Source organism: Streptomyces sp. NPDC030862, from assembly GCF_055571835.1.
This window is the reverse complement of sequence record NZ_JBVIEN010000009.1, coordinates 111,837-133,400: the sequence shown is the minus strand read 5'-3', so window position 1 is coordinate 133,400 and position 21,564 is coordinate 111,837. Positions and strand designations below refer to the sequence as shown.

22 protein-coding genes are annotated in these 21,564 nt (G+C 73.8%); 11 read left to right on the top strand and 11 right to left on the bottom strand.

Annotated features, from left to right (window positions below):
* Window positions 1-11 precede the first annotated feature (11 nt).
* From ACZ42X_RS24050 to ACZ42X_RS24035, 4 genes are read right to left on the bottom strand one after another with little or no spacing between them, the layout of a single operon-like run.
* Window positions 12-1,235 carry an ABC transporter permease gene (locus ACZ42X_RS24050; protein ID WP_468293711.1) on the bottom strand — a complete coding sequence of 408 codons (1,224 nt, stop codon included), beginning with the start codon at window positions 1,233-1,235 and terminating at the stop codon, window positions 12-14.
* Window positions 1,235-1,918 carry an ABC transporter ATP-binding protein gene (locus tag ACZ42X_RS24045; RefSeq protein WP_468293708.1) on the bottom strand — a complete coding sequence of 228 codons (684 nt, stop codon included), beginning with the start codon at window positions 1,916-1,918 and terminating at the stop codon, window positions 1,235-1,237. Before ACZ42X_RS24045 ends, ACZ42X_RS24050 begins: the two co-directional genes overlap by 1 nt.
* Window positions 1,915-2,979: an efflux RND transporter periplasmic adaptor subunit gene (locus tag ACZ42X_RS24040; RefSeq protein ID WP_468293705.1), complete on the bottom strand. Its 1,065-nt coding sequence runs from the start codon at window positions 2,977-2,979 to the stop codon at window positions 1,915-1,917. The genes ACZ42X_RS24045 and ACZ42X_RS24040 overlap by 4 nt, the downstream gene beginning before the upstream one ends.
* Window positions 2,976-3,464: a hypothetical protein gene (locus tag ACZ42X_RS24035; RefSeq protein ID WP_468293703.1), complete on the bottom strand. Its 489-nt coding sequence runs from the start codon at window positions 3,462-3,464 to the stop codon at window positions 2,976-2,978. The genes ACZ42X_RS24040 and ACZ42X_RS24035 overlap by 4 nt, the downstream gene beginning before the upstream one ends.
* Before the next feature lie 89 nt (window positions 3,465-3,553).
* Here ACZ42X_RS24035 and ACZ42X_RS24030 point away from each other — a divergent pair, with 89 nt between their 5' ends.
* Both ACZ42X_RS24030 and ACZ42X_RS24025 read left to right on the top strand, forming a co-directional pair.
* On the top strand, window positions 3,554-4,213 hold the full coding sequence (locus ACZ42X_RS24030; RefSeq protein ID WP_468293700.1) for a response regulator transcription factor: 660 nt from the start codon (window positions 3,554-3,556) through the stop codon (window positions 4,211-4,213).
* A complete protein-coding gene (locus tag ACZ42X_RS24025; protein ID WP_468293697.1) occupies window positions 4,210-5,448 on the top strand; it encodes an ATP-binding protein in 1,239 nt (412 codons plus the stop codon). Before ACZ42X_RS24030 ends, ACZ42X_RS24025 begins: the two co-directional genes overlap by 4 nt.
* Here ACZ42X_RS24025 and ACZ42X_RS24020 read toward each other — a convergent pair.
* Window positions 5,442-6,197 (bottom strand): SIS domain-containing protein, encoded by a 756-nt coding sequence (locus tag ACZ42X_RS24020; protein ID WP_468293694.1) that lies wholly within the window; start codon window positions 6,195-6,197, stop codon window positions 5,442-5,444. The genes ACZ42X_RS24025 and ACZ42X_RS24020 overlap by 7 nt on opposite strands.
* A gap of 160 nt (window positions 6,198-6,357) precedes the next feature.
* Here ACZ42X_RS24020 and ACZ42X_RS24015 point away from each other — a divergent pair, with 160 nt between their 5' ends.
* Window positions 6,358-7,050 carry a metal-dependent transcriptional regulator gene (locus ACZ42X_RS24015; protein ID WP_355355346.1) on the top strand — a complete coding sequence of 231 codons (693 nt, stop codon included), beginning with the start codon at window positions 6,358-6,360 and terminating at the stop codon, window positions 7,048-7,050.
* Window positions 7,051-7,510: 460 nt separating this feature from the next.
* Complete coding sequence (locus ACZ42X_RS24010) at window positions 7,511-8,380, top strand: alpha/beta fold hydrolase (RefSeq protein WP_468293690.1); 870 nt, start codon at window positions 7,511-7,513, stop codon at window positions 8,378-8,380.
* Window positions 8,381-8,425: 45 nt separating this feature from the next.
* Here the strand turns inward: ACZ42X_RS24010 and ACZ42X_RS24005 are convergent, their stop codons facing one another.
* The 3 genes from ACZ42X_RS24005 to ACZ42X_RS23995 all read right to left on the bottom strand — a co-directional run bounded on the left by ACZ42X_RS24005 (window position 8,426) and on the right by ACZ42X_RS23995 (window position 11,571).
* The gene (locus ACZ42X_RS24005; RefSeq protein WP_468294409.1) at window positions 8,426-10,033 is read right to left on the bottom strand and encodes a transporter; all 1,608 of its coding nucleotides are present in this window, start codon (window positions 10,031-10,033) and stop codon (window positions 8,426-8,428) included.
* The gene (locus ACZ42X_RS24000) at window positions 10,012-10,806 is read right to left on the bottom strand and encodes an ABC transporter ATP-binding protein (protein WP_468293688.1); all 795 of its coding nucleotides are present in this window, start codon (window positions 10,804-10,806) and stop codon (window positions 10,012-10,014) included. Before ACZ42X_RS24000 ends, ACZ42X_RS24005 begins: the two co-directional genes overlap by 22 nt.
* Before the next feature lie 87 nt (window positions 10,807-10,893).
* Entirely contained in the window at window positions 10,894-11,571 is a 678-nt protein-coding gene (locus ACZ42X_RS23995; RefSeq protein ID WP_468293685.1) for a bifunctional DNA primase/polymerase, read from the bottom strand.
* 350 nt (window positions 11,572-11,921) lie between these two features.
* On the opposite strand from ACZ42X_RS23995, the gene ACZ42X_RS23990 reads away from it, so the two are divergent.
* Together ACZ42X_RS23990 and ACZ42X_RS23985 are read left to right on the top strand one after the other, a co-directional pair.
* Window positions 11,922-13,304: a transcriptional regulator gene (locus ACZ42X_RS23990; protein WP_361417750.1), complete on the top strand. Its 1,383-nt coding sequence runs from the start codon at window positions 11,922-11,924 to the stop codon at window positions 13,302-13,304.
* A 134-nt stretch (window positions 13,305-13,438) separates the two neighbouring features.
* Complete coding sequence (locus ACZ42X_RS23985) at window positions 13,439-14,824, top strand: hypothetical protein (RefSeq protein WP_468293682.1); 1,386 nt, start codon at window positions 13,439-13,441, stop codon at window positions 14,822-14,824.
* Window positions 14,825-14,843: 19 nt separating this feature from the next.
* Here the strand turns inward: ACZ42X_RS23985 and ACZ42X_RS23980 are convergent, their stop codons facing one another.
* Window positions 14,844-16,106 carry an ABC transporter substrate-binding protein gene (locus tag ACZ42X_RS23980; protein WP_468293679.1) on the bottom strand — a complete coding sequence of 421 codons (1,263 nt, stop codon included), beginning with the start codon at window positions 16,104-16,106 and terminating at the stop codon, window positions 14,844-14,846.
* A 168-nt stretch (window positions 16,107-16,274) separates the two neighbouring features.
* Here ACZ42X_RS23980 and ACZ42X_RS23975 point away from each other — a divergent pair, with 168 nt between their 5' ends.
* Both ACZ42X_RS23975 and purU read left to right on the top strand, forming a co-directional pair.
* Window positions 16,275-16,721: an SCO4402 family protein gene (locus ACZ42X_RS23975; RefSeq protein ID WP_468294406.1), complete on the top strand. Its 447-nt coding sequence runs from the start codon at window positions 16,275-16,277 to the stop codon at window positions 16,719-16,721.
* A gap of 78 nt (window positions 16,722-16,799) precedes the next feature.
* The gene (purU, locus tag ACZ42X_RS23970) at window positions 16,800-17,651 is read left to right on the top strand and encodes a formyltetrahydrofolate deformylase (protein ID WP_361417759.1); all 852 of its coding nucleotides are present in this window, start codon (window positions 16,800-16,802) and stop codon (window positions 17,649-17,651) included.
* Window positions 17,652-17,682: 31 nt separating this feature from the next.
* On the opposite strand, the gene ACZ42X_RS23965 is transcribed toward purU, so the two are convergent.
* Window positions 17,683-19,026, bottom strand: coding sequence for a maleylpyruvate isomerase N-terminal domain-containing protein (locus ACZ42X_RS23965; protein ID WP_468293676.1), 1,344 nt, complete (start codon window positions 19,024-19,026; stop codon window positions 17,683-17,685).
* Window positions 19,023-19,586, bottom strand: coding sequence for a sigma-70 family RNA polymerase sigma factor (locus ACZ42X_RS23960; protein ID WP_468293673.1), 564 nt, complete (start codon window positions 19,584-19,586; stop codon window positions 19,023-19,025). The genes ACZ42X_RS23965 and ACZ42X_RS23960 overlap by 4 nt, the downstream gene beginning before the upstream one ends.
* A gap of 173 nt (window positions 19,587-19,759) precedes the next feature.
* On the opposite strand from ACZ42X_RS23960, the gene ACZ42X_RS23955 reads away from it, so the two are divergent.
* The 3 genes from ACZ42X_RS23955 (at window position 19,760) to ACZ42X_RS23945 (ending at window position 21,555) form a co-directional block, all read left to right on the top strand.
* The gene (locus ACZ42X_RS23955) at window positions 19,760-20,137 is read left to right on the top strand and encodes an STAS domain-containing protein (RefSeq protein WP_361417768.1); all 378 of its coding nucleotides are present in this window, start codon (window positions 19,760-19,762) and stop codon (window positions 20,135-20,137) included.
* A gap of 32 nt (window positions 20,138-20,169) precedes the next feature.
* A complete protein-coding gene (locus tag ACZ42X_RS23950) occupies window positions 20,170-20,688 on the top strand; it encodes an EF-hand domain-containing protein (protein WP_468293670.1) in 519 nt (172 codons plus the stop codon).
* A gap of 366 nt (window positions 20,689-21,054) precedes the next feature.
* The gene (locus ACZ42X_RS23945) at window positions 21,055-21,555 is read left to right on the top strand and encodes an ATP-binding protein (protein WP_468293667.1); all 501 of its coding nucleotides are present in this window, start codon (window positions 21,055-21,057) and stop codon (window positions 21,553-21,555) included.
* Window positions 21,556-21,564: the final 9 nt, after the last annotated feature.

Here is a 21,564-nt window from a genome sequence, read left to right as displayed (position 1 = left end):
CCCCCCGGCGGCTACGCCGCGTGCAGCGCCAGCGTCGGGGACAGCCGGGCCGCCCGCACCGCCGGGTAGAGGCCGGCCACCGTGCCGATCGCCAGGGTGGCGGCGAAGCCGCCGCCCACCGCCCAGGGCGGGACGACCCACGGCAGACCGCCGGAGGCGGCGTACGCGCCCGTCGCCACCGCGCCGAGCGCCACGCCCGCGATGCCGCCCAGGCCCGACAGCATCAGCGACTCGGTGACGAACTGCACCCGGATCTGCCCCCGGGTCGCGCCCAGTGAGCGGCGCAGGCCGATCTCGTGGCGGCGCTCCAGCACCGAGATGATCATGGTGTTGGCCACCCCGACCCCGCCCACGAGCAGGGCGATCCCGCCGAGCCCCAGCAGCAGCGTGGAGAACGCGCCCTCCGTCGCCGCCTTCGCCCGCAGCGCCGACGACGGGTCGGTCACCCGCACGTTCTGCGGGCTCTGCGGATCCACGGTCGCCGCCAGCAGCGCCCGTACGTGCCCCACCGAGGCGTCCGTGGACCGCTCGTACACCGACGTCGGGTGCCCGTCGAAGCCGAGCAGCTCCTCCGCGGCCGTCCAGCCCACCAGCGCCGAGCGTTCGATCTCCGGGGCGAGCGGCAGCGGGGCGAGGATGCCGACGACCGTGAAGTACCGGTCGCCGAGCCACACCTGACGGCCCGGCTCGGTGACGCCGAGGCGTTCGGCGGCGACATGGCCGAGCACCACCGCCGGGTAGCGGCCGTTGGCGCCGTTCAGCCAGGTGCCGCGCGCGACCTCGCCGCGCAGCACCTCCAGCAGCTCCTCCGAGGCGGCCTTGACCGCGATGCCGCCGGTCTCCCCCTCGGGGATCTTCTCGGAGCGGCGCACCGACCGCGCCACGTCGCCCGTCGCGCCGACGTGCTCGACGCCGTCGATGCGGCCGACCATGCCGGGGGCGTCCTTCGGCAGCTTGACCTCCTGCCCGGCGAACATCGACTCGCCGGGCGTCGCCACCAGCATGTTGGTGCCCAGCGCGTCCAGCTGGCGCATCAACTGCGCCTTGCTGGACGCCGAGATGCCCACCACCGCGATCATCGTCGCGATCCCGATGGCGATGCCGAGCGCGGACAGCACGATCCGCACCGGCCGGCTGCGCAGCCCCGCGGAGCCCACGTGCAGGACGTCACGCGGCCCGAGCCGCGCCGCCTTCAGCGCCTTCGATGCCTTCGAGCGCGTACGCGTACGGGCCATCAGGCCGCCACCCCCCGCACGTCCGCGACGATCCGGCCGTCCCGGATCCGCACCTGGCGCGGCAGCCGGTCCGCGATCTCCGTGTCGTGCGTGATGACGGCGATCGTGGCGCCCTCCGCGTTCAGGTCGCGCAGCAGCTCCATGACGGCCTCCCCGGACGCCGAGTCCAGCGCCCCGGTCGGCTCGTCGGCCAGCAGCAGGTCCGGCTGCCCGACCACCGCACGCGCGATGGCGACGCGCTGCTTCTGCCCGCCGGACAGCTCGTGCGGCCGGTGCTTCAGCCGGTCGGCGAGCCCGACGCGGGCGAGCGCCTCGGCGGCCAGGGCCCGGCGCCGACCGCGCGGCAGGCCCGAGTACAGCAGCCCTTCGGCGACGTTGTCCTGCGCGCTGACGCCCGGCACCAGGTGGAACGCCTGGAACACGAAGCCGATGTGCCGGGCGCGCAGCGCCGACAGGCGCCGGTCGGACAGGGCCGCCACATCGTGCCCGGCGATCTCCACGCTCCCGGCCGTCGGCCGGTCGAGGGTGCCGACGATGTGCAGCAGCGTGGACTTGCCGGACCCGGACGGGCCGACGATGCCGACCAGTTCGCCCTGGCCGACGGTGAGGTCCACGCCGCCCAGCGCCGTGACGCCGCCCGCGTACTCCTTGGTGACCCCGGTCAGGCGTACGACCGTGCTCATACGGACGGCACCCCGACCTTCATGCCCTCGCGCAGCCCGCCGCCGCTGACCTCCACGCGGCCCTCGGCGAACATGCCGAGCTCGACCTTCACGTCCCGGCTGCGGCCGTCCCCGTCGACGACCTCGACGCCGAAACCGCCTCCCGGGAGGGCCAGCAGCGCGTTGACGGGCACGGACAGGACGCCCTTGCGGGTCTCGCCGGTGAGGTTGACGGTGACCGGCGACTGGTCGAGCGCCTTGACCTTGTCCGGGTCGTCGAACGACACCGTGACGTCGATCTTCGGCGTCTTGTCCTGCGCGTCCTCGCCCGCCTTCGCCGTCTTCCCGACCCCCGTGACCTTGCCCGGTACGACCGTGCCGTCCGGCAGCTCGACCGTGACCTTGGTGCCGGTCTTCGCGAGCGAGCCGTCGGCCACGGGGAGCTGGAACCGTACGGTGCGTTCGGCGCCGGTGACCGTCAGGACGGGCTTGCCCGGCCCGACCGGCTCGCCGACCGCCGCGCCCGCCTCCTTCACCCGCACCGCGCCGGACGCGAACGCCACCTGGTCCGGGCCGATGTGCCCGGTGCGCTTCAGGCCGTGGGACTTCTGCCACCGCTTGACGGCCTCGGCCGTGCCGTCGGTGTACTTCTCGTCGACGGCGAGCCCGGAGCCGTACCCGAGGTCGCGGAGGTTCTCCTCCAGCTCCTCGACGTCCCGCCCCTTGTCGCCCGGCTTCAGCGTCCGGTACATCGGCCCGGAGCCGTACAGCAGCCGGACGGGCGTGCCGTCGACCTCGTACAGCCGCTCGTCGCGCTCGACGGTCGAGCCGGCGCCCGCGATCCAGGTGAGGGTCCCGGAGACGGGGCCCGCGGTGATACGGCGCTCCTTGGCGTAGCCGAGGGTGCCGGTCTGCCTGCTGCTGTCGCTGAGGTCGCCCCGCTCGACGGCGGCGGTGGCGGTGGCGGTCTTCTCCGGCGCGTCCTTCCGCTCGGGCGCGCTGTACGCGGAGACGGCGGCGGCGCCGCTGCCCGCGAGCACCACCAGGGCGCCGATCGCGACGGCGAGGCGGCGGCGGGTCACCGGGCCTCGCCCCCGCACACCTTCATCGCCTTGTCGAACGTGTCCTTCTCCGGACCGGCGGTCGGCATGGGCAGGGCCTTCTGCGCCCCTCCGTCGAACTTCGGGTCGGGCATGTTGACGCCGTTCTCCCGCATGCAGCGCGCGAACGCCAGCGCCTTGTCCTTGTCGGCCTGGGTGAGCTCACCGGAGCTCCCCGCCCCGCCGCCGCCCTTCCCCCGGCACGCCTTGAACGCCTTCTCCATCTGCTCCTGGCTCAGGTCACCGCCGCCGATGGCGATGGAGCGCGGATCCTGGCCGGGCTTCGGCTCGGGCACGTCGAGGCCCTGGTCGCGCAGGCACTTGCGGTACTCCAGGGCCTGGTCGGCCTTCTTGCCCTCGCCGCTGACGTCGTCGTTCTTCGGGGCGGCCTCCGTACCGGAGCAGGCGGCGGCGAAGAGGGCCAGGGCGGCGAGAGCGGTGCAGTGGCGGATCTGTCGGATTCTCATGACCGGGAGCGTGGCGCCGACCGGTGTTTCGTTTCTCTCAGCGCCGCCTTTACACCGACGAAAGGTGCCCGTGGGCTACACAGGGACCCATGCGCGTACTGGTGGTGGAGGACGAGGAGTTCCTGGCGGAGATGATCGCCGAGGGGCTGCGCCGTGATGCGCTCGCCGTCGACGTCGCGGCGGACGGCGCCGAGGCGCTGCGCAAGCTGTCCTTCGGGGCGTACGACGTGATGGTCCTGGACCGGGACCTGCCCGGCGTCCACGGCGACGAGGTGTGCCGCCGGGTGGTGCGACAGGGGCTCCTGACGCGGATCCTCATGCTGACGGCGTCCGGGACCGTACGGGACCGGGTGGACGGCCTGGGCCTCGGCGCCGACGACTACCTGACCAAGCCGTTCGCGTACGACGAGCTCCTCGCCCGCGTGCTGGCCCTCGGCCGGCGGGCCCGCCCCGCGCTGCCGCCCGTCCTCGAACGGGCCGGGATCGTCCTGGACACGGCCCGCCGCCAGGCCGACCGGGACGGCAGGCCGCTGCACCTGTCGCGCAAGGAGTTCGCCGTCCTGGAGGCGCTGCTGCGCGCGGACGGGGCGGTGGTCAGCGGCGAGGACCTGATCGAGCAGGTGTGGGAGGAGCACACCAGCTACCGCACCAACGCCGTACGGGTCACCCTGAGCAAGCTGCGGGCCAAGCTGGGGGAGCCGCCGGTGGTGGAGACCGTGCCGGGCGCGGGCTACCGGATCGCGCGATGAGGAGTGAGCGGGCCCGGCTCACGGCCCTGTACGGCGGGCTGCTCGTGGTGGCCGGGGTGCTGCTCACCGGCGTGGTCTACCTGCTCGTACGGCAGGGGCTGTACTCGTCGATCAGTACGGCGGTGACGACGGCCGTTCCGGACAGGTCGTTCGACACCACCCTGCCCTGGCCGGACGCGACCGCCCCCGCCGTACCGGCCAGCCCCGCGCCCGTCCCCACCCCCTCGCCCACCCCTTCGCCCACGTCTTCGCCCACGTCTTCGCCCACGACTGCGGAACGGGCCGTACGCGCGTACGCGGTCACCCAGAGGCTCAGCGGCGCCGCCGAGGAGGCCGCGCTGGGCCGGCTGCTCACCGTGTCGCTGACCGCCCTCGGCCTGTATGCGATGGCGTCCGTGGCGCTGGCCTGGTGGATGGCCGGGCGGGTGCTGCGGCCGGTCGAGGTGATCACGGAGACGGCGCGGCGGCTGTCCGGCGAGAACCTCCACGAGAGGATCGGGCTGACCGGGCCGCCGGGGGAGCTGAAGCGGCTCGCGGACACCTTCGACGGGATGCTGGAGCGCATGGAGCGCCTGGTCTCCGCCCAGCAGCGGTTCGCGGCCAACGCGGCGCACGAGCTGCGTACGCCGGTGGCGGTGCAGCGGGCCGCGGCCGAGATCGGCCTGGCGGGGCGGCCGGACCCGGAGCGGGTGGCCCGCATCCGCACGAAACTGCTCTCCGTCGCCGAGGACAGCGAGCGGATCATCGACGGACTGCTGCTGCTGGCCGCCTCCGACCAGGGCCTGGAGCGCCGCGAACCGGTACGCGTGGACGAGGTCGCCCGCGCGGCGGCGGAGGCGCTGGCGGCGGAGGCGGCGCGGCGCGAGGTGACCGTCGAGGTCGAGGCGCGGCCGCTCACCGTCGCGGGGGAGGCCGTCCTGCTGGACCGCCTGGTGCACAACCTGGTCGCGAACGGCATCCGCCACAACCGGCCGGGCGGCCACGTCCGACTCCGTACGGGCCCGTCGGGCGTCGAGGTCTCCAACACGGGCCCCGAGATCGCGCCGGACACGGTCCCGCTGCTCTTCGAACCCTTCCACCACTCCGGGGGCGAGGGCGCGGGGCTGGGCCTCTCGATCGTCGAGTCGATCGCGCACGCCCACGGGGCGACGGCCACCGCCACCCCGAACCCGCCCCCCTCGGGCGGTCTGACGGTACGGGTCGCGTTCGCCGGGGAGGGCCGGGAGGCTCAGTGACGGAAGAAGATCCGGTCGGCGTACTCGTTCATCACGCGGCCGTTCCACTCGTGCCCGCCGTCGACGTTGCCCGACCGGAGCAGCGGCGGCTCGATGCCGCGGGCCACCAGGGCCTCGGTCGCCGCGGCCATCGCCGCCTGCATCAGCGCGCTGGTGACCACCGTGGACGCCGGGGCGAACGGCGCCTCCACGCCCTCGTGCGTGAGCTCCGCGTCGCCCACCGCGATCTTGGAGTCCAGCACGATGTCGCAGTGGTCCTTCAGGAAGGTGCCCGAGACGTGCCGGGACTTCGTCTCCTCGGCGTACGCCACCGAGGTCACACCGATGACCTTCAGGCCCAGGGCGCGCGCGTTCATCGCCATCTCCACGGGGAGGGTGTTGCGGCCGGAGAGCGAGACGACGATCAGCAGGTCGCCGGAGCGGGCCGGTGAGGCGTCCAGGACCGCGCCCGCCAGGCCGTCCACGCGCTCCAGCGCGGAGCCGAGCGTGGCGGGCATGACGTCGACGCCGACGACGCCCGGCACGGCGAGCAGGTTCATCAGCGCGAGCCCGCCGGCCCGGTAGACCACGTCCTGGGCGGCGAGCGAGGAGTGGCCGGCGCCGAAGGCGAAGAGGCGGCCCCCCGCGGCGACGGTGTCGGCGATGGCGGCGCCCGCGGCGGCGACCTGCTCCGCCTCCTCGTCCCGCACCCGCCGCAGCAGGTCGATCGCGGCGTCGAAGTACCGGCCGGCCAGCTTGCTCTCGCCCATGGCTCGGAGCCCCTTCTCCTCGTGCCGCTCGCTCGTCCCGCGCTCACGTTGCGGTCTGGACCATTGCTCTGTCAATACCGGCTCCCCGCCTACCGAAGACGGTTGTCAGTGCGATGCGTCAGAATTGAGGCAGGGCCAGCGCACGAATCGAGGGGCATGTATGTCCGGACTGATCGACACCACGGAGATGTATCTCCGCACCATCCTCGAGCTGGAGGAGGAAGGTGTGGTGCCCATGCGCGCCCGCATCGCCGAGCGGCTCGACCAGAGCGGGCCGACCGTCAGCCAGACGGTCGCGCGCATGGAGCGCGACGGCCTGGTCACCGTGGCCGGTGACCGCCACCTGGAGCTCACGGAGGAGGGCCGCCGCCTGGCCACCCGCGTGATGCGCAAGCACCGGCTCGCCGAGTGCCTGCTCGTCGACGTGATCGGCCTGGAGTGGGAGCAGGTCCACGCGGAGGCGTGCCGCTGGGAGCACGTGATGAGCGAGGCCGTCGAGCGCCGCGTCCTGGAGCTGCTGCGCCACCCCACGGAGTCGCCGTACGGCAACCCGATCCCGGGCCTGGAGGAGCTGGGTGAGGAGGCCGGCGCGGAGGCGTTCCTCGACGAGGGCATGGTGTCGCTGGCCGAGCTCGACGCGGGCGCGGAGGGCAAGACCGTGGTGGTGCGCCGGATCGGCGAGCCGATCCAGACGGACGCCCAGCTGATGTACACGCTGCGCCGCGCGGGCGTGCAGCCCGGCTCGGTGGTCAGCGTGACGGAGTCCCCCGGCGGAGTCCTGGTCGGCAGCGGCGGCGAGGCCGCGGAGCTGGGCGCGGACGTCGCGTCCCACGTCTTCGTCGCCAAGCGTTAAGCGGCTTACCTGCGGTTACTTCCGGAATCGCAGCGCACGCACCCTTCCGCGTGCCACGCTTGGCTCGGCATATGACCTGAGGGCGTGAGCGCCGGGGCCGCGGGCCCGGGGAGGGGGCAGGTGATGCGCCGCACCGGCATCCGGGGCGCGCGGGTACGCCGCGTGCCCCGGTGGCATGGGCATACGGAAAGCCCCGGCGCCTCTCGGCGCCGGGGCCTTGCCTCCCCTGTGCTGACCCGGAGCCCCGAGCTCTCAGGGTCATCCCCCTCGGGCCGGTTTTCCCCGAGCGGCCCGCCTCCCGATGAAGATCTCCCCTCGGTCACGCCCGTCAATCCTTGAGCGGCGTCACTCGAACGAGCGGTGTTATGCCCCGGAACCCGATTTTCGAATACGAGTTCGATACTGTGGGCGTCGGCACGAGACAGCGAGACACACGAGAGAGAAGGGGGTGCCAGGACGCATGGTGCGACGCATCGACCTGACTGCGGCCGACGGCTTACGCCTCGCCGCCTGGGAGTTCGCCGACCCGCCCAAGGACCAGGCGGCGGGCGAAGCGGTCCCGGGCGTCCTGCTCCTCCACGGCCTGATGGGCCGCGCCTCGCACTGGGCCACCACCGCCCGCTGGCTCGCCGAGCGGCACCGCGCCGTCGCGCTCGACCAGCGCGGGCACGGCCGCAGCGACAAGCCCGCCGACGGCCCCTTCACCCGCGAGGCGTACGTCGCCGACGCCGCCGCCGCGATCGAGCAGCTCGGCCTGGGCCCCGCCATCCTCATCGGCCACTCCATGGGCGCCCTCACCGCCTGGCAGCTCGCCGCCGAGCGCCCCGACCTGGTCCGCGCCCTCGTCATCTGCGACATGCGCGCCTCCGCCCTCGGTGCCGCCTCCCAGCGCGAGTGGGAGCAGTGGTTCCGCTCCTGGCCCGTCCCCTTCGCCACCCTCGCCGACGTCCGCAGGTGGTTCGGCGAGGACGACCCCCGGCTGGAGCGCCCCAGCCCCGCGCGCGGCGCGTTCTTCGCCGAGGTGATGGCCGAGCGCGAGGACGGCTGGTACCCGCTCTTCTCCCGCCGCCAGATGCTCACCTCCCGCGAGACCTGGGTCCACGACGCCCACTGGGACGCGCTCGCCCAGGTCCCCTGCCCCGCCCTCGTCGTCCGGGGCCTCGACGGCGAACTCGGCCGCGCGGAGGCGCAGGAGATGGTCCGCGTCCTGCCCCACGGCCGGTACGCCGAGGTGCCCGACGCCGGCCACCTCCTCCACTACGACCGCCCGGACGCCTGGCGCGCGGTGCTGGAGCCCTTCCTCGCCGGGCTCGGCCCCAGCACGGGCTAGCCCTTGCTGGGAGCCCTTCCTCGCCGGGCTCGGCCCCAGCACCGGCTAGCCCTTGCTGACCGCCGCCAGGATCTCCGGCAGGCGCTGCGCCGTGCGCGGCGCCGCCAGCCGCACCCCCGCCCAGGTGAGCAGCGCGCCCCACGCGACGCCCAGCGGCAGCAGCAGCCACAGCCAGGACGCGGCGCCGGTGACGTGCAGCGTGACCGTCAGCGCGATCAGCGGCGCGCTGAGCACCGCCGCCGCGAGCATGCCGCCCAGCAGCGACATCCACGCCAGCCCCGCCTGCCCCGGCGCCACGTTCTTGTAGCCGCTGTCCTGCGGGATCGAGTACGGGAAGCGGGCCGAGGCCAGCGCGCCCGTGCCCAGCATCGCGCCCAGCACCCCGAACGACAGGCCCAGCGCCTCCGGCAGCACGGCCCAGTCGCCCAGGATCGCGGCCGTCACGGCCGTCACCAGCACCACGTACGGGACGGTGATCAGCAGCAGCGCGGCGGCGCGCGCCCGCAGCTCCTCGTAGGCGTCCCGCGTCGACGAGATCGCCATCGCCACCATCCAGAAGGCGGAGGTGTCCTGCCCGAACTGGTTGTACATCAGGATGCCGAGCATCGCGGCCGCGACGCACGCCAAGTAGACCGAGCCCGTGCCCTGCAAGGCGTTGAACAGCGGCACGATGAGCCCGATCGCCAGCGAGGACACCCACGCCGCCTTGGTCTTCGGGTCCCGCCACACATAGCGCAGGCTGCGCTGCATCACCGTGCCCGTACGCCCCTCGGGCCACAGCCGCGCCGAAGAGCCCGCCGAAGCCGCCGACTCGCGGCGCGACGGGCGCGAGGCCGCCGCCAGCGTCGAGCCGTCCGGCGTCGTCATCAGCCGCACCAGGCTGCGCCGCCACCCGTACACCAGGCCGGCCAGCGCGGCCACGGACAGCAGCAGCCCGGCCGCCGCCTCCCCGTACGCGCCCCGGCCCGCCGACTCCACCGCGCCGACCGCCGACGCCGGCGGGATCCACCGCACCACGTCCGCGAGCGGCTCCAGCTCCGCGAGGCCGCCCGGCCGACTGAGCCGCTGCACCCCGAAGTTGACGACCTGGGCGCCCACCGCGATCAGCAGACCGCTCAACACCGCCAGGTCCCGCCCCCGGCGCGAGGTCAGCAGCCGGATGTTCGCCGCCGCGACCGCCCGCGCCAACGCCACGCACACCAGCAGCACCAGCGGTACGGCCACCACCGCCACCACCACGGCGGCCGCACCGTGCGCCAACGCGATCCCCGCGCCCACCGCCAGACACAGTGTGAACAGCGGACCGATGCCCACCAGCGACGACACCAGCAGCGCCCGCACCAGCGGCCCCGGCCGCAGCGGCAGCATCACCAGCCGCGTCGGATCGAGCGTCTCGTCACCGCCCGGGAAGAACAGCGGCGCCACCGCCCACCCCAGCGCCAGCAACGCCGTCAGCGGCACCACCACCGCGGCCGCCTGCGCGTGCCCGCGCAGCAGCACCAGGCCGAGCACCAGCCCCGTCGCGCACACCAGCGTCAGCACCATCGAGGTGACGTACACGGCCGTTCGCCCCGCCGACTGCCGCAGCCCGTTGCGCAGCAGCGACAGCTTCAGCCGTACGAAGACCGAGATCACCGGCCACCGCCCAGCCAGTCGAGCGACTCGCCCGCGTCCCGCCCCTGCGCGCCCACCAGTTCCAGGAACGCGGCCTGGAGGGACGGCGCTTCGCCGCGCACCTCGGCGAGCGTGCCCTGGGCGCGGATCCGGCCGGCCGCCATCACCGCGACCCAGTCGCAGAGCGACTCCACCAGCTCCATCACATGACTGGAGAACACCACCGTCGCACCGGAGGCGGTGTACCGCTCCAGCACCCCCCGGATCGTCTGCGCCGACACCGGGTCGACGCCCTCGAACGGCTCGTCGAGGAAGAGCACGTCGGGGTTGTGCAGCAGCGCCGCCGCCAGGCCGATCTTCTTGCGCATCCCGGTCGAGTAGTCCACGACCAGCTTGTGCTGGGAGCCCGCCAGGTCGAGGACGTCCAGCAGCTGGGCGGCCCGCTTGTCGACCTCGGCCCCCGGCAGCCCCCGCAGCCGCCCGGTGTACGCGAGGAGCTCACGGCCCGACAGCCGCTCGAACAGCCGCAGCCCCTCGGGCAGCACACCGATCCGCGCCTTCACCTCGACCGGGTCGCGCCACACGTCGTGCCCGGCCACCTCCACCCGGCCCTGATCGGGCCGCAGCAACCCCGTCACCATGGACAGCGTCGTGGTCTTGCCCGCGCCGTTCGGCCCCACGAGCCCGATGAACCGGCCCGCGGGCAGCATCAGATCGATCCCGGCCACGGCGACGTGGTCGCCGAACCTCTTCCACAGCCCCTCGACCCGCACGGCGGGCGCGGCGCCCCTCATCTCGTCGTCGTCCGGCATGGTCACTGCCTTCCGTAGTCCCCGTATGTACGTACCTGTTGGTAACGGGGTCAGCCTACGGACGGGGCGCGTGCCGGGCCGGGGTGGTCAGCCCTTGCGGGAGCGGGCAGCGGCCGCCTCGCGCCCACACGCGTACGCCAGCGGGCTGATGAGCTCCTCGGCGTCGGGCAGCCAGCGGTTGGCGGGCGTCGGCCGGCGGGCCCACTGCACCGCGCCGTGGCCGCCGACCCGGGTCGGCGGGGCCGCGACGTAACTCCCCTCGCCCATCGCGACGAGGTCGATGGAGGTGGGCGACCAGCCCAGCTTCCGTACGAGATCGGCCGCCTTGCCCGCGCCGCCCGGCAGGACGAAGAACTGCATCCGGCGGTTCGGCGTGCAGGTCACCGGGCCGAGCGTGAGGTCCATCCGCTCCATCCGCGCCAGCGCCAGGAACCCCGCCGCCTCCGGCACGTCCAGCGCGTCGAAGGTCCGCCCCGTCGGCAGCAGGATCGACGCCCGGGGCTGCTTCCCCCACATGCGGCGCGCCGCGACGGCGCTGCCCGTCGCCTGCGTCGCCCAGTCCGGCCGGGCCGGGTGCGCGCCCGGCGCGGGGCAGGCGGCCTCGCCGCACGAGCACCGCTCCGTACCGTCCACCGGCTCCAGCCAGGTGCCGGGGAACACCTCCCAGTGCCGCTCTTCCGCGTACCGCACGGCGGCGTCCAGCAGCTGCTCGCCTCGCTGCAGGGGGATCCGCGCGGCGTCCGTGACTCCGATGGTCTCTTCCACGGACAGCTCAACTACCGGTCAACCGGGGGGTTACGGGGCGCGGAGGGGGAGGCGGAGGAGCATCGATTCGGCATCCGGGGCGCATGGATGCACGCCCGGGGGCGCGCGGGAGGGCCGGGAGCGGGCGGCGGGTAGCCACAGTCGGTGGGAGCCGAGCCGTAGATATGGCAATCTCCTGTCAATGCAAGGTATTGCACGTCATTGCATGGCAATGCGCACCATTGAGCGGCATTGCATGCCATGACGCCTGTGTCGGCACAAGGCAGCAATCCGACGTCAAGTTCTGCATTCTTCGCATATCAGCCGGGCAGTGATCAACGGACTGATCACCGGCGCAACAGGGGGTAGTCATGGCAGCGAGGCCGCTCGTCGCCCGTCAGCCGAACGAACGGCTGCAGGCTCTCATCCAGGAAGCGGGGTGTTCCAACGCCGGGCTCGCCCGCCGCGTCAACATGGTCGGGCAGGAGCGCGGACTCGATCTGCGGTACGACAAGACCTCGGTGGCGCGCTGGCTGCGCGGACAGCAGCCGCGCGGGCGGGCGCCCGGCATCATCGCCGAGGCGCTGGGCCGCAAGCTGGGCCGCACGGTCACGATCGACGAGATCGGCATGGCCAACGGCAGGCACCTCGCCTCCGGTGTGGGCCTGCAGTTCGCGCCCACCGTGCTCGGCGCCATCGAGCAGGTCTGCGAGCTGTGGCGCAGCGACGTGGGCCGGCGCGACTTCCTGTCCGGTTCGACGGTCGCCGCCTCCGCGCTGGTCGAGCCGAGCCGCGACTGGCTCATCACGGGCGCCGACGCCCATGTGGCGCGGCAGACCGGGGCGCGGGTCGGGACGTCCGACGTCGAGGCGGTACGGGCGATGACGGACGCGCTGGTGGAGCTGGACCACCGCTTCGGCAGCGGGCACGTACGGCCCGTGGTCGTGCACTATCTCAACAGCGTGGTGTCCGGGCTGCTCTCGGGCTCGTACCGGGACGCCGTCGGGCGGCAACTCTTCGGCGCGGTCGCCCGGTTGACGGAGCTCGCCGGGTACATGGCGGTGGACACCGGCCAGCCGGGGCTGGCCCAGCGGTACTACATCCAGGCCCTGCGGCTCGCGCAGGCGGCGGGGGACCGCGGGTACGGCGGGTACGTACTGGCCGCGTCCATGAGCCACTTGGCGGCCCAGCTCGGCAACCCGCGGGAGATCGCCCAGCTGGCGCGGGCCGCGCAGGAGGGGGCGCGCGGGCACGTGCCGCCGCGGGCGGAGGCGATGTTCCTGGCGGCGGAGGCGCGCGGGCACGCGCTGCTCGGCGACGCGCGCACCTGCGAGGAGGTGGTGGGCCGGGCGGTGGCCGCGCTGGACCGGGCCGACCCGGAAGCCGGCGACGACCCGGCGTGGATCGCCCACTTCGACCACGCGTACCTCGCCGACGAACTGGCCCACTGTTACCGGGACCTGGGGCGCCCGGCGGAGGCGGCGCGGGCCGCGGGCGACGCGCTCGACGGGCACCCGGAGTCGCGGGCGCGGCGGCGCGCCATCGGCCTGGTCCTGCTGGCCACGGCCGAGCTCCAGCAGCGCGAGGTCGAACAGGCCTGCCACACGGGCACGCGCGCCGCGCAGTTGCTCGGCACGCTGCGCTCGACGCGCGGCGCGGAGTACCTGGAGGACCTCCAGCACCGGCTGGAGCCGTACGCGGACGAGCCGGCGGTCCGTGAATTCGGCGCGCGGCTGGAGCTCCAGGCGGCCTGAGGCCCGCCCGGCACCACGGCTTAACAGCGTCCGCGGAAGGGTTCTTGTTACTGCCGCCACACAGGTGTGCGCGGGCCGGGAGTCACCCGGTAGCGTGAACCGACGATTCCGTAGGTACACACGTAGGAGTCCCGGTGACGCAGAGCGGACAGGGTCAGGAGCCGCACCTTCCGGCGGCGCGGCCCGCGCACGAAGGTGTCGTGCTGCCCGCCGAGGGCAGCCAGACCTGGGGCGCGGGCCAGGGTCCGGGTCCGGCGGGTGCGGGACCGGCCGGGGGCCAGCCGTGGGGCGGGCCCTGGGGCCCGCCGGGCGGCGGGCAGGAGGCTCCTCCGCAGGCGCAGCAGCCGGGGCCGCAGCACCAGCCGCCGCAGCAGCCCGGGGCGTACCAGCCGGGGCCGTTCCAGCAGCAGCAGTACCCGCCGCAGCAACACCAGCAGCACCAGCACCCGCTGCCGCCGCAGCAGCACCAGCCGTCTCAGCCGCCTCAGCAGCAGCCGCAGTACGGCACGGTCGCGCAGCCGCTGCCACCGGAGATGCCCGCCGGCGGGGCCGCCGACGCGGACGCCACGCAGTACATACCGCCCGTCGCCCGGCCGATGCCGCCCGCCGGGCCCGACGCCGAGGCGACGGCGTACCTGCCGCCCGTCCCGCCGCAGCCGTCCGGCGCGCCGTACGGCATCCGGCCCGGGACGCCCGACGAGCGGCAGCCGCCGGCCGAGTTCGACAACCTCTTCCGCGACGACGCGGGCGCGGCCGCCACGCAGCACATGCCGCAGCAGCAGTACCCGCGGACACCCGCGTACCAACAGCACGCGCAGCACCCGCAGCACCAGCCGCCGTACCAGGAGGCGTACGACGAGCCGCGGCCCGCGTCGCGGCGGCGGCCGAAGGTGATGCTCATCGCCGGAGTCGTCGTCGGCTGCGCGGTCGTCGGGCTCGGCGCCGGGGCGCTGCTCAGCGGCGGTGGCGGCGACTCGGGCGGCGGCACGGGCGACCACACCAGCGTCGCCGGGGCCACGTCGCCCGCGCCCGCCGACGGCAGCGCCCCCGAGGCCGCCGCCGACCCGGTCAAGGAGCAGGCCGAGGCGCTCGACAAGCTGCTCGCCGAGAGCAGCAGCAGCCGGGACGCGGTGATCCGCTCCGTCGAGAACATCAAGCGGTGCGACAAGCTCGACCAGGCCGCCAGCGACCTGCGCGGGGCCGCGACCCAGCGCCGGGGGCTGGTGACCAAGCTCCAGGGGCTCAAGGTCGACAAGCTGCCCGACCACGCCGCGCTGACCGCCGCCCTCACCAAGGCGTGGCAGGCGTCCGCGTCCGCCGACGACCACTACGCGACCTGGGCGACACAGGTGAAGGACAAGAAGGGCTGCAAGGACGGCCGCGCGCGCAACACCGCCGAGACCGCCCGGGCCAACGTGGCGAGCGGGGAGGCCACGGCCGCCAAGCGGCAGGCCTCCGGCCTGTGGAACAAGATCGCCGCCAGCTACGGCCTGACCGCGCGCCAGCCCCACCAGCTCTGAGGGAGCGCCGGAAGGAGCGTCAGAGGGAGCGTGCCTCGCGCAGGGTCGGGCCCGTGTCGACGAAGCCCTTCTGCTGCGCGACCAGGCGCCCTTGGCGTACGACCTGGAAGGTGACGTCCCGGTTCACTATCCGCGGGAAGCCCGGCGTGCCGAGCATGTCCTCGTAGCGCCAGCGCAGCCTGGGGGTGAGGCCGCCGGTGTCGACCTCCACGCCGCGGTCGAGGGCGTGGGTGACCTTGGAGGCGGTGATCTCCTCCGTCCGGAGCGCCTCGATCACCCGGCGCAGGACGGTGTACGCGATCCACGTGGTCTGGACGCCCGCGTCGGCCGGGTCGATGCGGTTGTCGCCGAAGGCGTGCTCGCGGATGACCTGCCGCATCGGGGCCCAGGCCGGATCGCCCGCCTCCGGGTACCAGCCGGTGATGTAGGCGCCTTCGAAGGGGCCGTTCGCGCCGCCGGTGCGGTCGACGAGCGGCTGGTCGACGCTGCCGAGGACCGAGGAGACCTTGACGTCGCGCCCGTCGGAGGGCAGGCGGCGGAAGGAGTCGAAGAAGTTGGCGGTGCGCTCGCCCAGCGCGGCGGTGACGCAGCCGCCCTTCTCGCCGGCCCGGTCGCGGGACCGCATCGCCTCGGCCGCGTACTCGCCGGCGTCCTCGGCGGCCGGGATGTCGGTGGCCAGGCGGTGACGGCGGTGGGCGAGGCCGGAGTTGACCAGGTGCGGCAGGTTGTCGCCGGTGACGGAGTCGGGCCGGACGAGCGAGACGCGTTCGCACGCCTCGGCGAGCTGCATGCCGTTGCCCGCGAGCAGCGCGGGCTGGCCGCCGTTCACCGGGTAGGAGAGGTAGCTGGTGAACTCGTCGTCGGAGACGCCGTACCCGCCGATGTACGGGATGCCGGCGGCCTCCAGCGGCGCCATGAAGGCGCGGCCCTGCTGGCTGTACGAGCCGACGACCGCGACCGCGCCTTCCTTGGCGGCGCGCCGGGCGCAGGCGGCTGCGCCCGCCGGGTCGTTGCGCTCGTTGCAGGTCAGGACGCGGAGCTCGTGGCCGTCGATGCCGCCGCGGGCGTTGACCCAGCGGGCGTACGCCTGGGCCATGGCCGGCATGCCGGGCATGTTGGTCGCGCGGGTGCCTTCCGGCGCCCAGGTCATCACGGTGACGGGGTCCCTGGAGCCCCCCGTGGCTCCAGGGATCGCCCCGCAGCCGGTGACGAGACAGGCCGAGACGAGTGCCGTCGCGGCCTTGAGGGTGAGGCCGAACCTGCCATTACCGCTACCGGTCATGCCCCGCACAATTCCGCCCCATGGGTAACGCGGACGTGTGGAAGGTTCAACGCAGGGTGACGGCGAGGTGAATTACGGGGTGTGGTCTGTCCGTACTGCGGGGGAACGTACGATCGAAACGTGTCCAGTTCCGTGAACTCTTCCCGTCGCGGCCGTCGCTCCTCCACCATGGGCGGCATGCCGCTCAACGACATGCCGTGGTGGCGCTGGCGCACCAACGTCCGCTCCGCGCTGCACATGCTTTCCGACCCGGTGTTCCACCAGGAGTGCTGGCTGCCCGGCCGTGAGGGGTACGGGGACGTCACCGACGCCGTGTACCGGCTGGTGGAGGACACCTGGCTGGACAACTGGTCCGCCGAGAAGTACGTCGGCACCATATTCAGGGACTCGGCGGAGGCCGCGCTGGTGGACGTCGCCGTGCTGCGGGTGCTGCGGATCATGCACCAGGTCGGGGCGGACGCCCCGGTCGCCACGTACATGGCGCACCACGGCTGGCCGGAGGCGGTGCGGGCGGCGCGGGACGCGCACGTACGGCTCGCCGTGAACGACGGGGACGACCCGGACGAGCCGCCGCGCTCGCTCGACGTGCTGCGGATCATGACGAGTGCGGCGTAGCGCGGTCTCGCGCGGGGGCGGCGTCCGCTTCCCGGACCGGGCGCGGGGGGCGCCACCGGAATGTGGCATCCTGCGAGGATGACTGACCAGTACGTCCTCACGCTTTCCTGCCCTGACAAACAGGGCATCGTGCACGCCGTGTCGAGCTACCTCTTCATCACCGGCTGCAACATCGAGGACAGTCAGCAGTACGGAGACCGGGACTCGGGTCTCTTCTTCATGCGGGTGCACTTCACGGCCGAGGCCCCGGTGACCGTGGAGAAGCTCCGCGCCAGCTTCGCGGCGGTCGGCGACTCCTTCGACATGGACTGGCAGATCCACCGCGCCGACGAGCGCATGCGGGTCGTGCTGATGGTGTCGAAGTTCGGGCACTGCCTGAACGACCTGCTCTTCCGCACCCGGATCGGCGCCCTGCCCGTCGACATCGTGGCCGTGGTCTCGAACCACACCGACTTCGCCGAGCTCGTCGCCTCGTACGACATCCCCTTCCACCACATTCCGGTCACGAAGGACACCAAGGCGCAGGCGGAGGCGCAGCTGCTGGAGCTGGTGCGCGGCGAGAACGTCGAGCTGGTCGTGCTGGCCCGGTACATGCAGGTCCTCTCGGACGACCTGTGCAAGCAGCTCAGCGGCCGCGTCATCAACATCCACCACTCCTTCCTCCCGAGCTTCAAGGGCGCCAAGCCCTACCACCAGGCGCACGCGCGCGGTGTGAAGCTGATCGGCGCGACGGCCCACTACGTGACGGCCGACCTCGACGAGGGCCCGATCATCGAGCAGGAGGTCGAGCGGGTGGGCCACCAGGTCACGCCGGAGCAGCTGGTGGCGATCGGCCGCGACGTCGAGTGCCAGGCGCTGGCGCGCGCGGTGAAGTGGCACGCGGAGCGCCGCATCCTGCTCAACGGCCGCCGCACGGTCGTCTTCGAGTAGGAACCCCTGCGCGTCCTCCCGGGCCGGTCGGCTACAGCCGGCTCAGGGAGGCCGCGGCGAAGAGCACGTCCTTGATGGCCTCGCGGTCGCCGTCCTGGCCCACGGCCGCCTCCTCCGGGGAGACGTGGCCCGCCACCAGCTGGCAGAACTCCTCCGCGTCCAGCGCCACCAGCGCGACCGACTCCTCGGCGCACCCCACCGCCGCCGGGGAGTCCAGCGCGATGTACCAGTGGCCGCCACCGGAGCCCTCGACCTCCAGGTGGAGCGAGCGGCCCGGGGAGCCGGCCGCGACCAGCCGGCGGGGCGGGGCCGCGACCCCTGCCCGGCGGCGGTGGGCGAGCGCGGCCGGCAGCTGGCGCGCCGCGAGGTCGATCATGCTGTGCAGGTGCGTCCCGCTGGGCGGCTCGTAGGGGTAGTCGACGGCGTTGGCGATGTCCACCGCGTGCACCCAGCACTCGAAGGCCCGGTCGAGCAGCGAGTCCCGCATCGGCAGCGCGAAGTCGCCGTACGACACGGACAGCTCCCCGACGCCGTGCCCGGCGAAGGAGACCGTGCGGATCAGCGTGTGGCTCTGGTCGCGCCACGGCTCGCGGATCGCGCGCGTGGGCGGGTGGTGTGCGGCGCGCCAGTACGCCTCGGTGCGCTCCGACGGGTCGACCGGCGTGGGCGGGCCCGGCGGCTTGCCCGGGGCCTCCGCCACCAGCGGGTCGCCCAGGCCGAGCGCCGATCTGACCAGCCCGTCCACCGCCAGGAGGTGCCCGATGACCCCGGCCACCGTCGTCCGGCGGCCGACCTGCCGCTCCTGCTCGAACCACTTGAGCCGCACCGGCGCGTGCCAGTCCGCGTCACCGATGTCCCGCAGCAGCGCGTCGAGCCGCGCGGTCTCCGCGTCGTACGGGCCGGCCCAGTCGGGCACCGGGATGCGGGCGGGGCGGCGGCCCAGGCAGTTCTCCAGCACGCGCGAGCGCAGCAGCGGGTCGAGGTCCAGGTCCCGCTCGTGGTGGAGCAGCGCCACCGCGTCACGCAGCCGCAGCGCCTCGTCCGCGCACGGCGCGCACTCGGTCAGGTGGGCCTCGACGGCCGCCGTCTCCTCGACCGAGCAGGCCGCCAGCGCCCACGCGCCCAGCAGCGACTTGAGCACCGTGTGCGGCAGCGCCGGTGGCGACGAGGGCGACGACGGCGCCGGCCCGGGCTCCCGAGCGGGCCCCGTCTCCCGTGCGGGCTGCGCCTCCGGTACGGGCCCGGGCTCCCGAGCGGGCGGCGGAGGCAGCGGGTCGTAGTCGTCGGCGGCTCGGCGCGGTGCCGGTATGCGCGGCGCGCCCCGCACCTCGTCCTCCCCGTCGTCCCGGCTGCCGCCGTCCAGAGGCCCCGTCACAGCGCCCGCCCGTCCACCGGCCGGGTGTTCGCCGTGGAGAGCAACTGCAGCCCCAGGCGCAGCCGGCGCCGGGCCTCGTCCTCCGTCACGCCGAGGTCGGCGGCCGTCTGGCGGTAGTCCCGGCGCTGGAAGTACGCCAGCTCCAGCGCCTGGCGCAGCGGCGCCGGCATCGACTGCACGATGTAGTCCGCGCGGGCGGCCACGGCCGCGCGCCGCACCTTCTGCTCCAGCTCCTCCGGCGTGCCCTCGCCGCGCTCCGTGAACGCCGCCGCCTCCGCCTGCCGCAGCCGGTGCACGGCCTGGCTGCGGGTGAGCCGCGCTATCCACGAGCGCATGGAGCCCTCGCGGCGCGGGTCGTACGCGTCGGGGTTCTCCCACACGTAGCCGAAGACCTCGCGCGTCACCTGGTCGGCGGCGTCCTCGTCGGCGAGGACGCGGTGCGCGGTGTTGTGGACGAGCGAGGCGAACCGGTCGTACAGCTCACCCAGCGCGGCCGCCTCGCCGCGCGCGAGGCGCTGCTGCATCCTGCGGTCCCAGCGCGGTGGTGTGTCCTTCGCCATACGGAGCCCTCCCGGTCCGACTCCTTTCGAATGTAGTGGGCGCCACGGACAACGCACCCGCCTTTGCCCAGGAAACCGTCAGACCGTGCGAAGGGGGTTTCAGCGCGGGCGGGCTGGGCAGCAGCCCGCGAAAGGAAGCGACGCCTCCGGTTCGACGACGAAAGGTGCGGCGCGTGACGACGCTCACGGTGAACGAAGCCGAGCACGGCGCCTGGACCGTGTTGCACATCAGCGGCGAACTGGACCTGGTCTCCTCGCCCGTGATCCGCCGCCGTGTCCACGACGCCGTCGCCGCCGGCCGCCACGACGTCGTCCTGGACCTGTCCCAGGTGCTGTTCTGCGACTCCAGCGGCGTCGGCGTGCTCATCGCCGCCCGCCGCCTGCTGCACTCCTGCCGCGGCCGGCTGCGCCTGATACTCCCCGCGCAGGGCGCCGTCGACGGGTCCCACGTCAACCGGGTCCTCGCGGCCCTGGGCGTACGGCGGCTGTTCGCCGTGTACGCGGACGTCGACGCGGCCACCGCCGACGAGGCGGAGCCGCTCTCCGCGTGACGCCGCCCCCTTCGCGACGTACCCTCCCGGGCATGGACGCAGAGGACTTGTACCAGCGCCGGATCGCCGACCGGTTCGACGCCTTCGACCAGGACGGCAACGGGTATATCTCCCGCGAGGACTTCACCACCGCGGCCTCCCGGCTGCTCGACGCGTTCGGCACCCCGTTCCGCTCGGGCAAGGGCCAGGCGCTGTCGGTCGGGGCGGAGGCGTTCTGGCAGGGACTGGCCGGCATCGCCGACGTCGACGGCGACCAGCGGGTGACGCGGGCGGAGTTCGTCCACGGTGCCGTCAAGCGCCTGCGGGACAACCCGGACCGGTTCGCCGAGATCGCCCGGCCCTTCGTGTGCGCCGTGCTCGCGGTCGCCGACCGTGACGGCGACGGCCGCGCGGAGGTCGACGGGCTGGAGCGCGCCCTGCGGGTCCTCGGAGTCGAGCCGCACACCGCGGCGTTGACGGCGGAGTCGCTGGACGTGGACCGCAGCGGGAGCGTCGACCCGGAGGAGGCGGTCACGGCCTTCGCCCGCTACTTCGTCACGCCGGAGGGCTGACGGGCCGGGGGAGCGCGCGACGGTCACCGCCAGTGACCGCGCGCCGATACCGGGTTGTGTCCTCGCCGCACCCGTCACAACCCCGGGCCGCCCTCCCGCTCCGGTACGCTCGGTGAGATGCGAGTGGTGCACAGACCGGGGCGTTCCGGCGCCGATGCGCGCCCCTGTTCGACTACCCGCCGTGTGCGTCGCACAGTATGCCCTACCCGTACTCCTTCGCGCGGGAATATGCCCGAAGCGCTTGTTGCGGTGACTGTACGTCAACCATGCTGTCCCACAGGGAAATCACGTTCAGTGACGGCTGTTTCGGCTGTGGTCGCTGTGAGGCGCGAGGCGATGTGTCCGCCGGTTCGGATGGTGTGAGCGGTGCAGGTGCTTCAGGTTCAGTTGGAGATCGGACCCGATCCCGCGGAGGTGGGGCGCGCACGTAGATGGGCGCGGTCCCGGCTCGCCGGTTCCGGGATAGGGGAGGACGAGCCGCTGGCCGAGACGCTGGTGCTGCTCATCTCGGAGCTCGTCACCAACGCCGTCGTGCACACCGGCTGTCCGGCCGTGCTGCGCATGCTCTTCGGGGCCGGCTCCGCCGACGCCGGGACGGTACGGGTGGAGGTCGCCGACCGCAGCTCCTGCCCGCCGCGCCCCCGCCACGCCGACGGCGACGACACCAACGGGCGGGGCCTGGAACTGGTCGACGGCCTCGCCGACCGGTGGGGCTGGCAGGCCGAGGGGGCCGGCAAGCGCATCTGGTGCGAGGTCGACCGGGGCGCACCCGTGGTGACCCGAGGGGCGCGTGAGCCGGGGGCTTTCGAGCCTTCGTGCGCCGTCACACCCAGGCCCCGCACGGTGCACCCCTCGAATAGCCGTTGACGTCGCGTG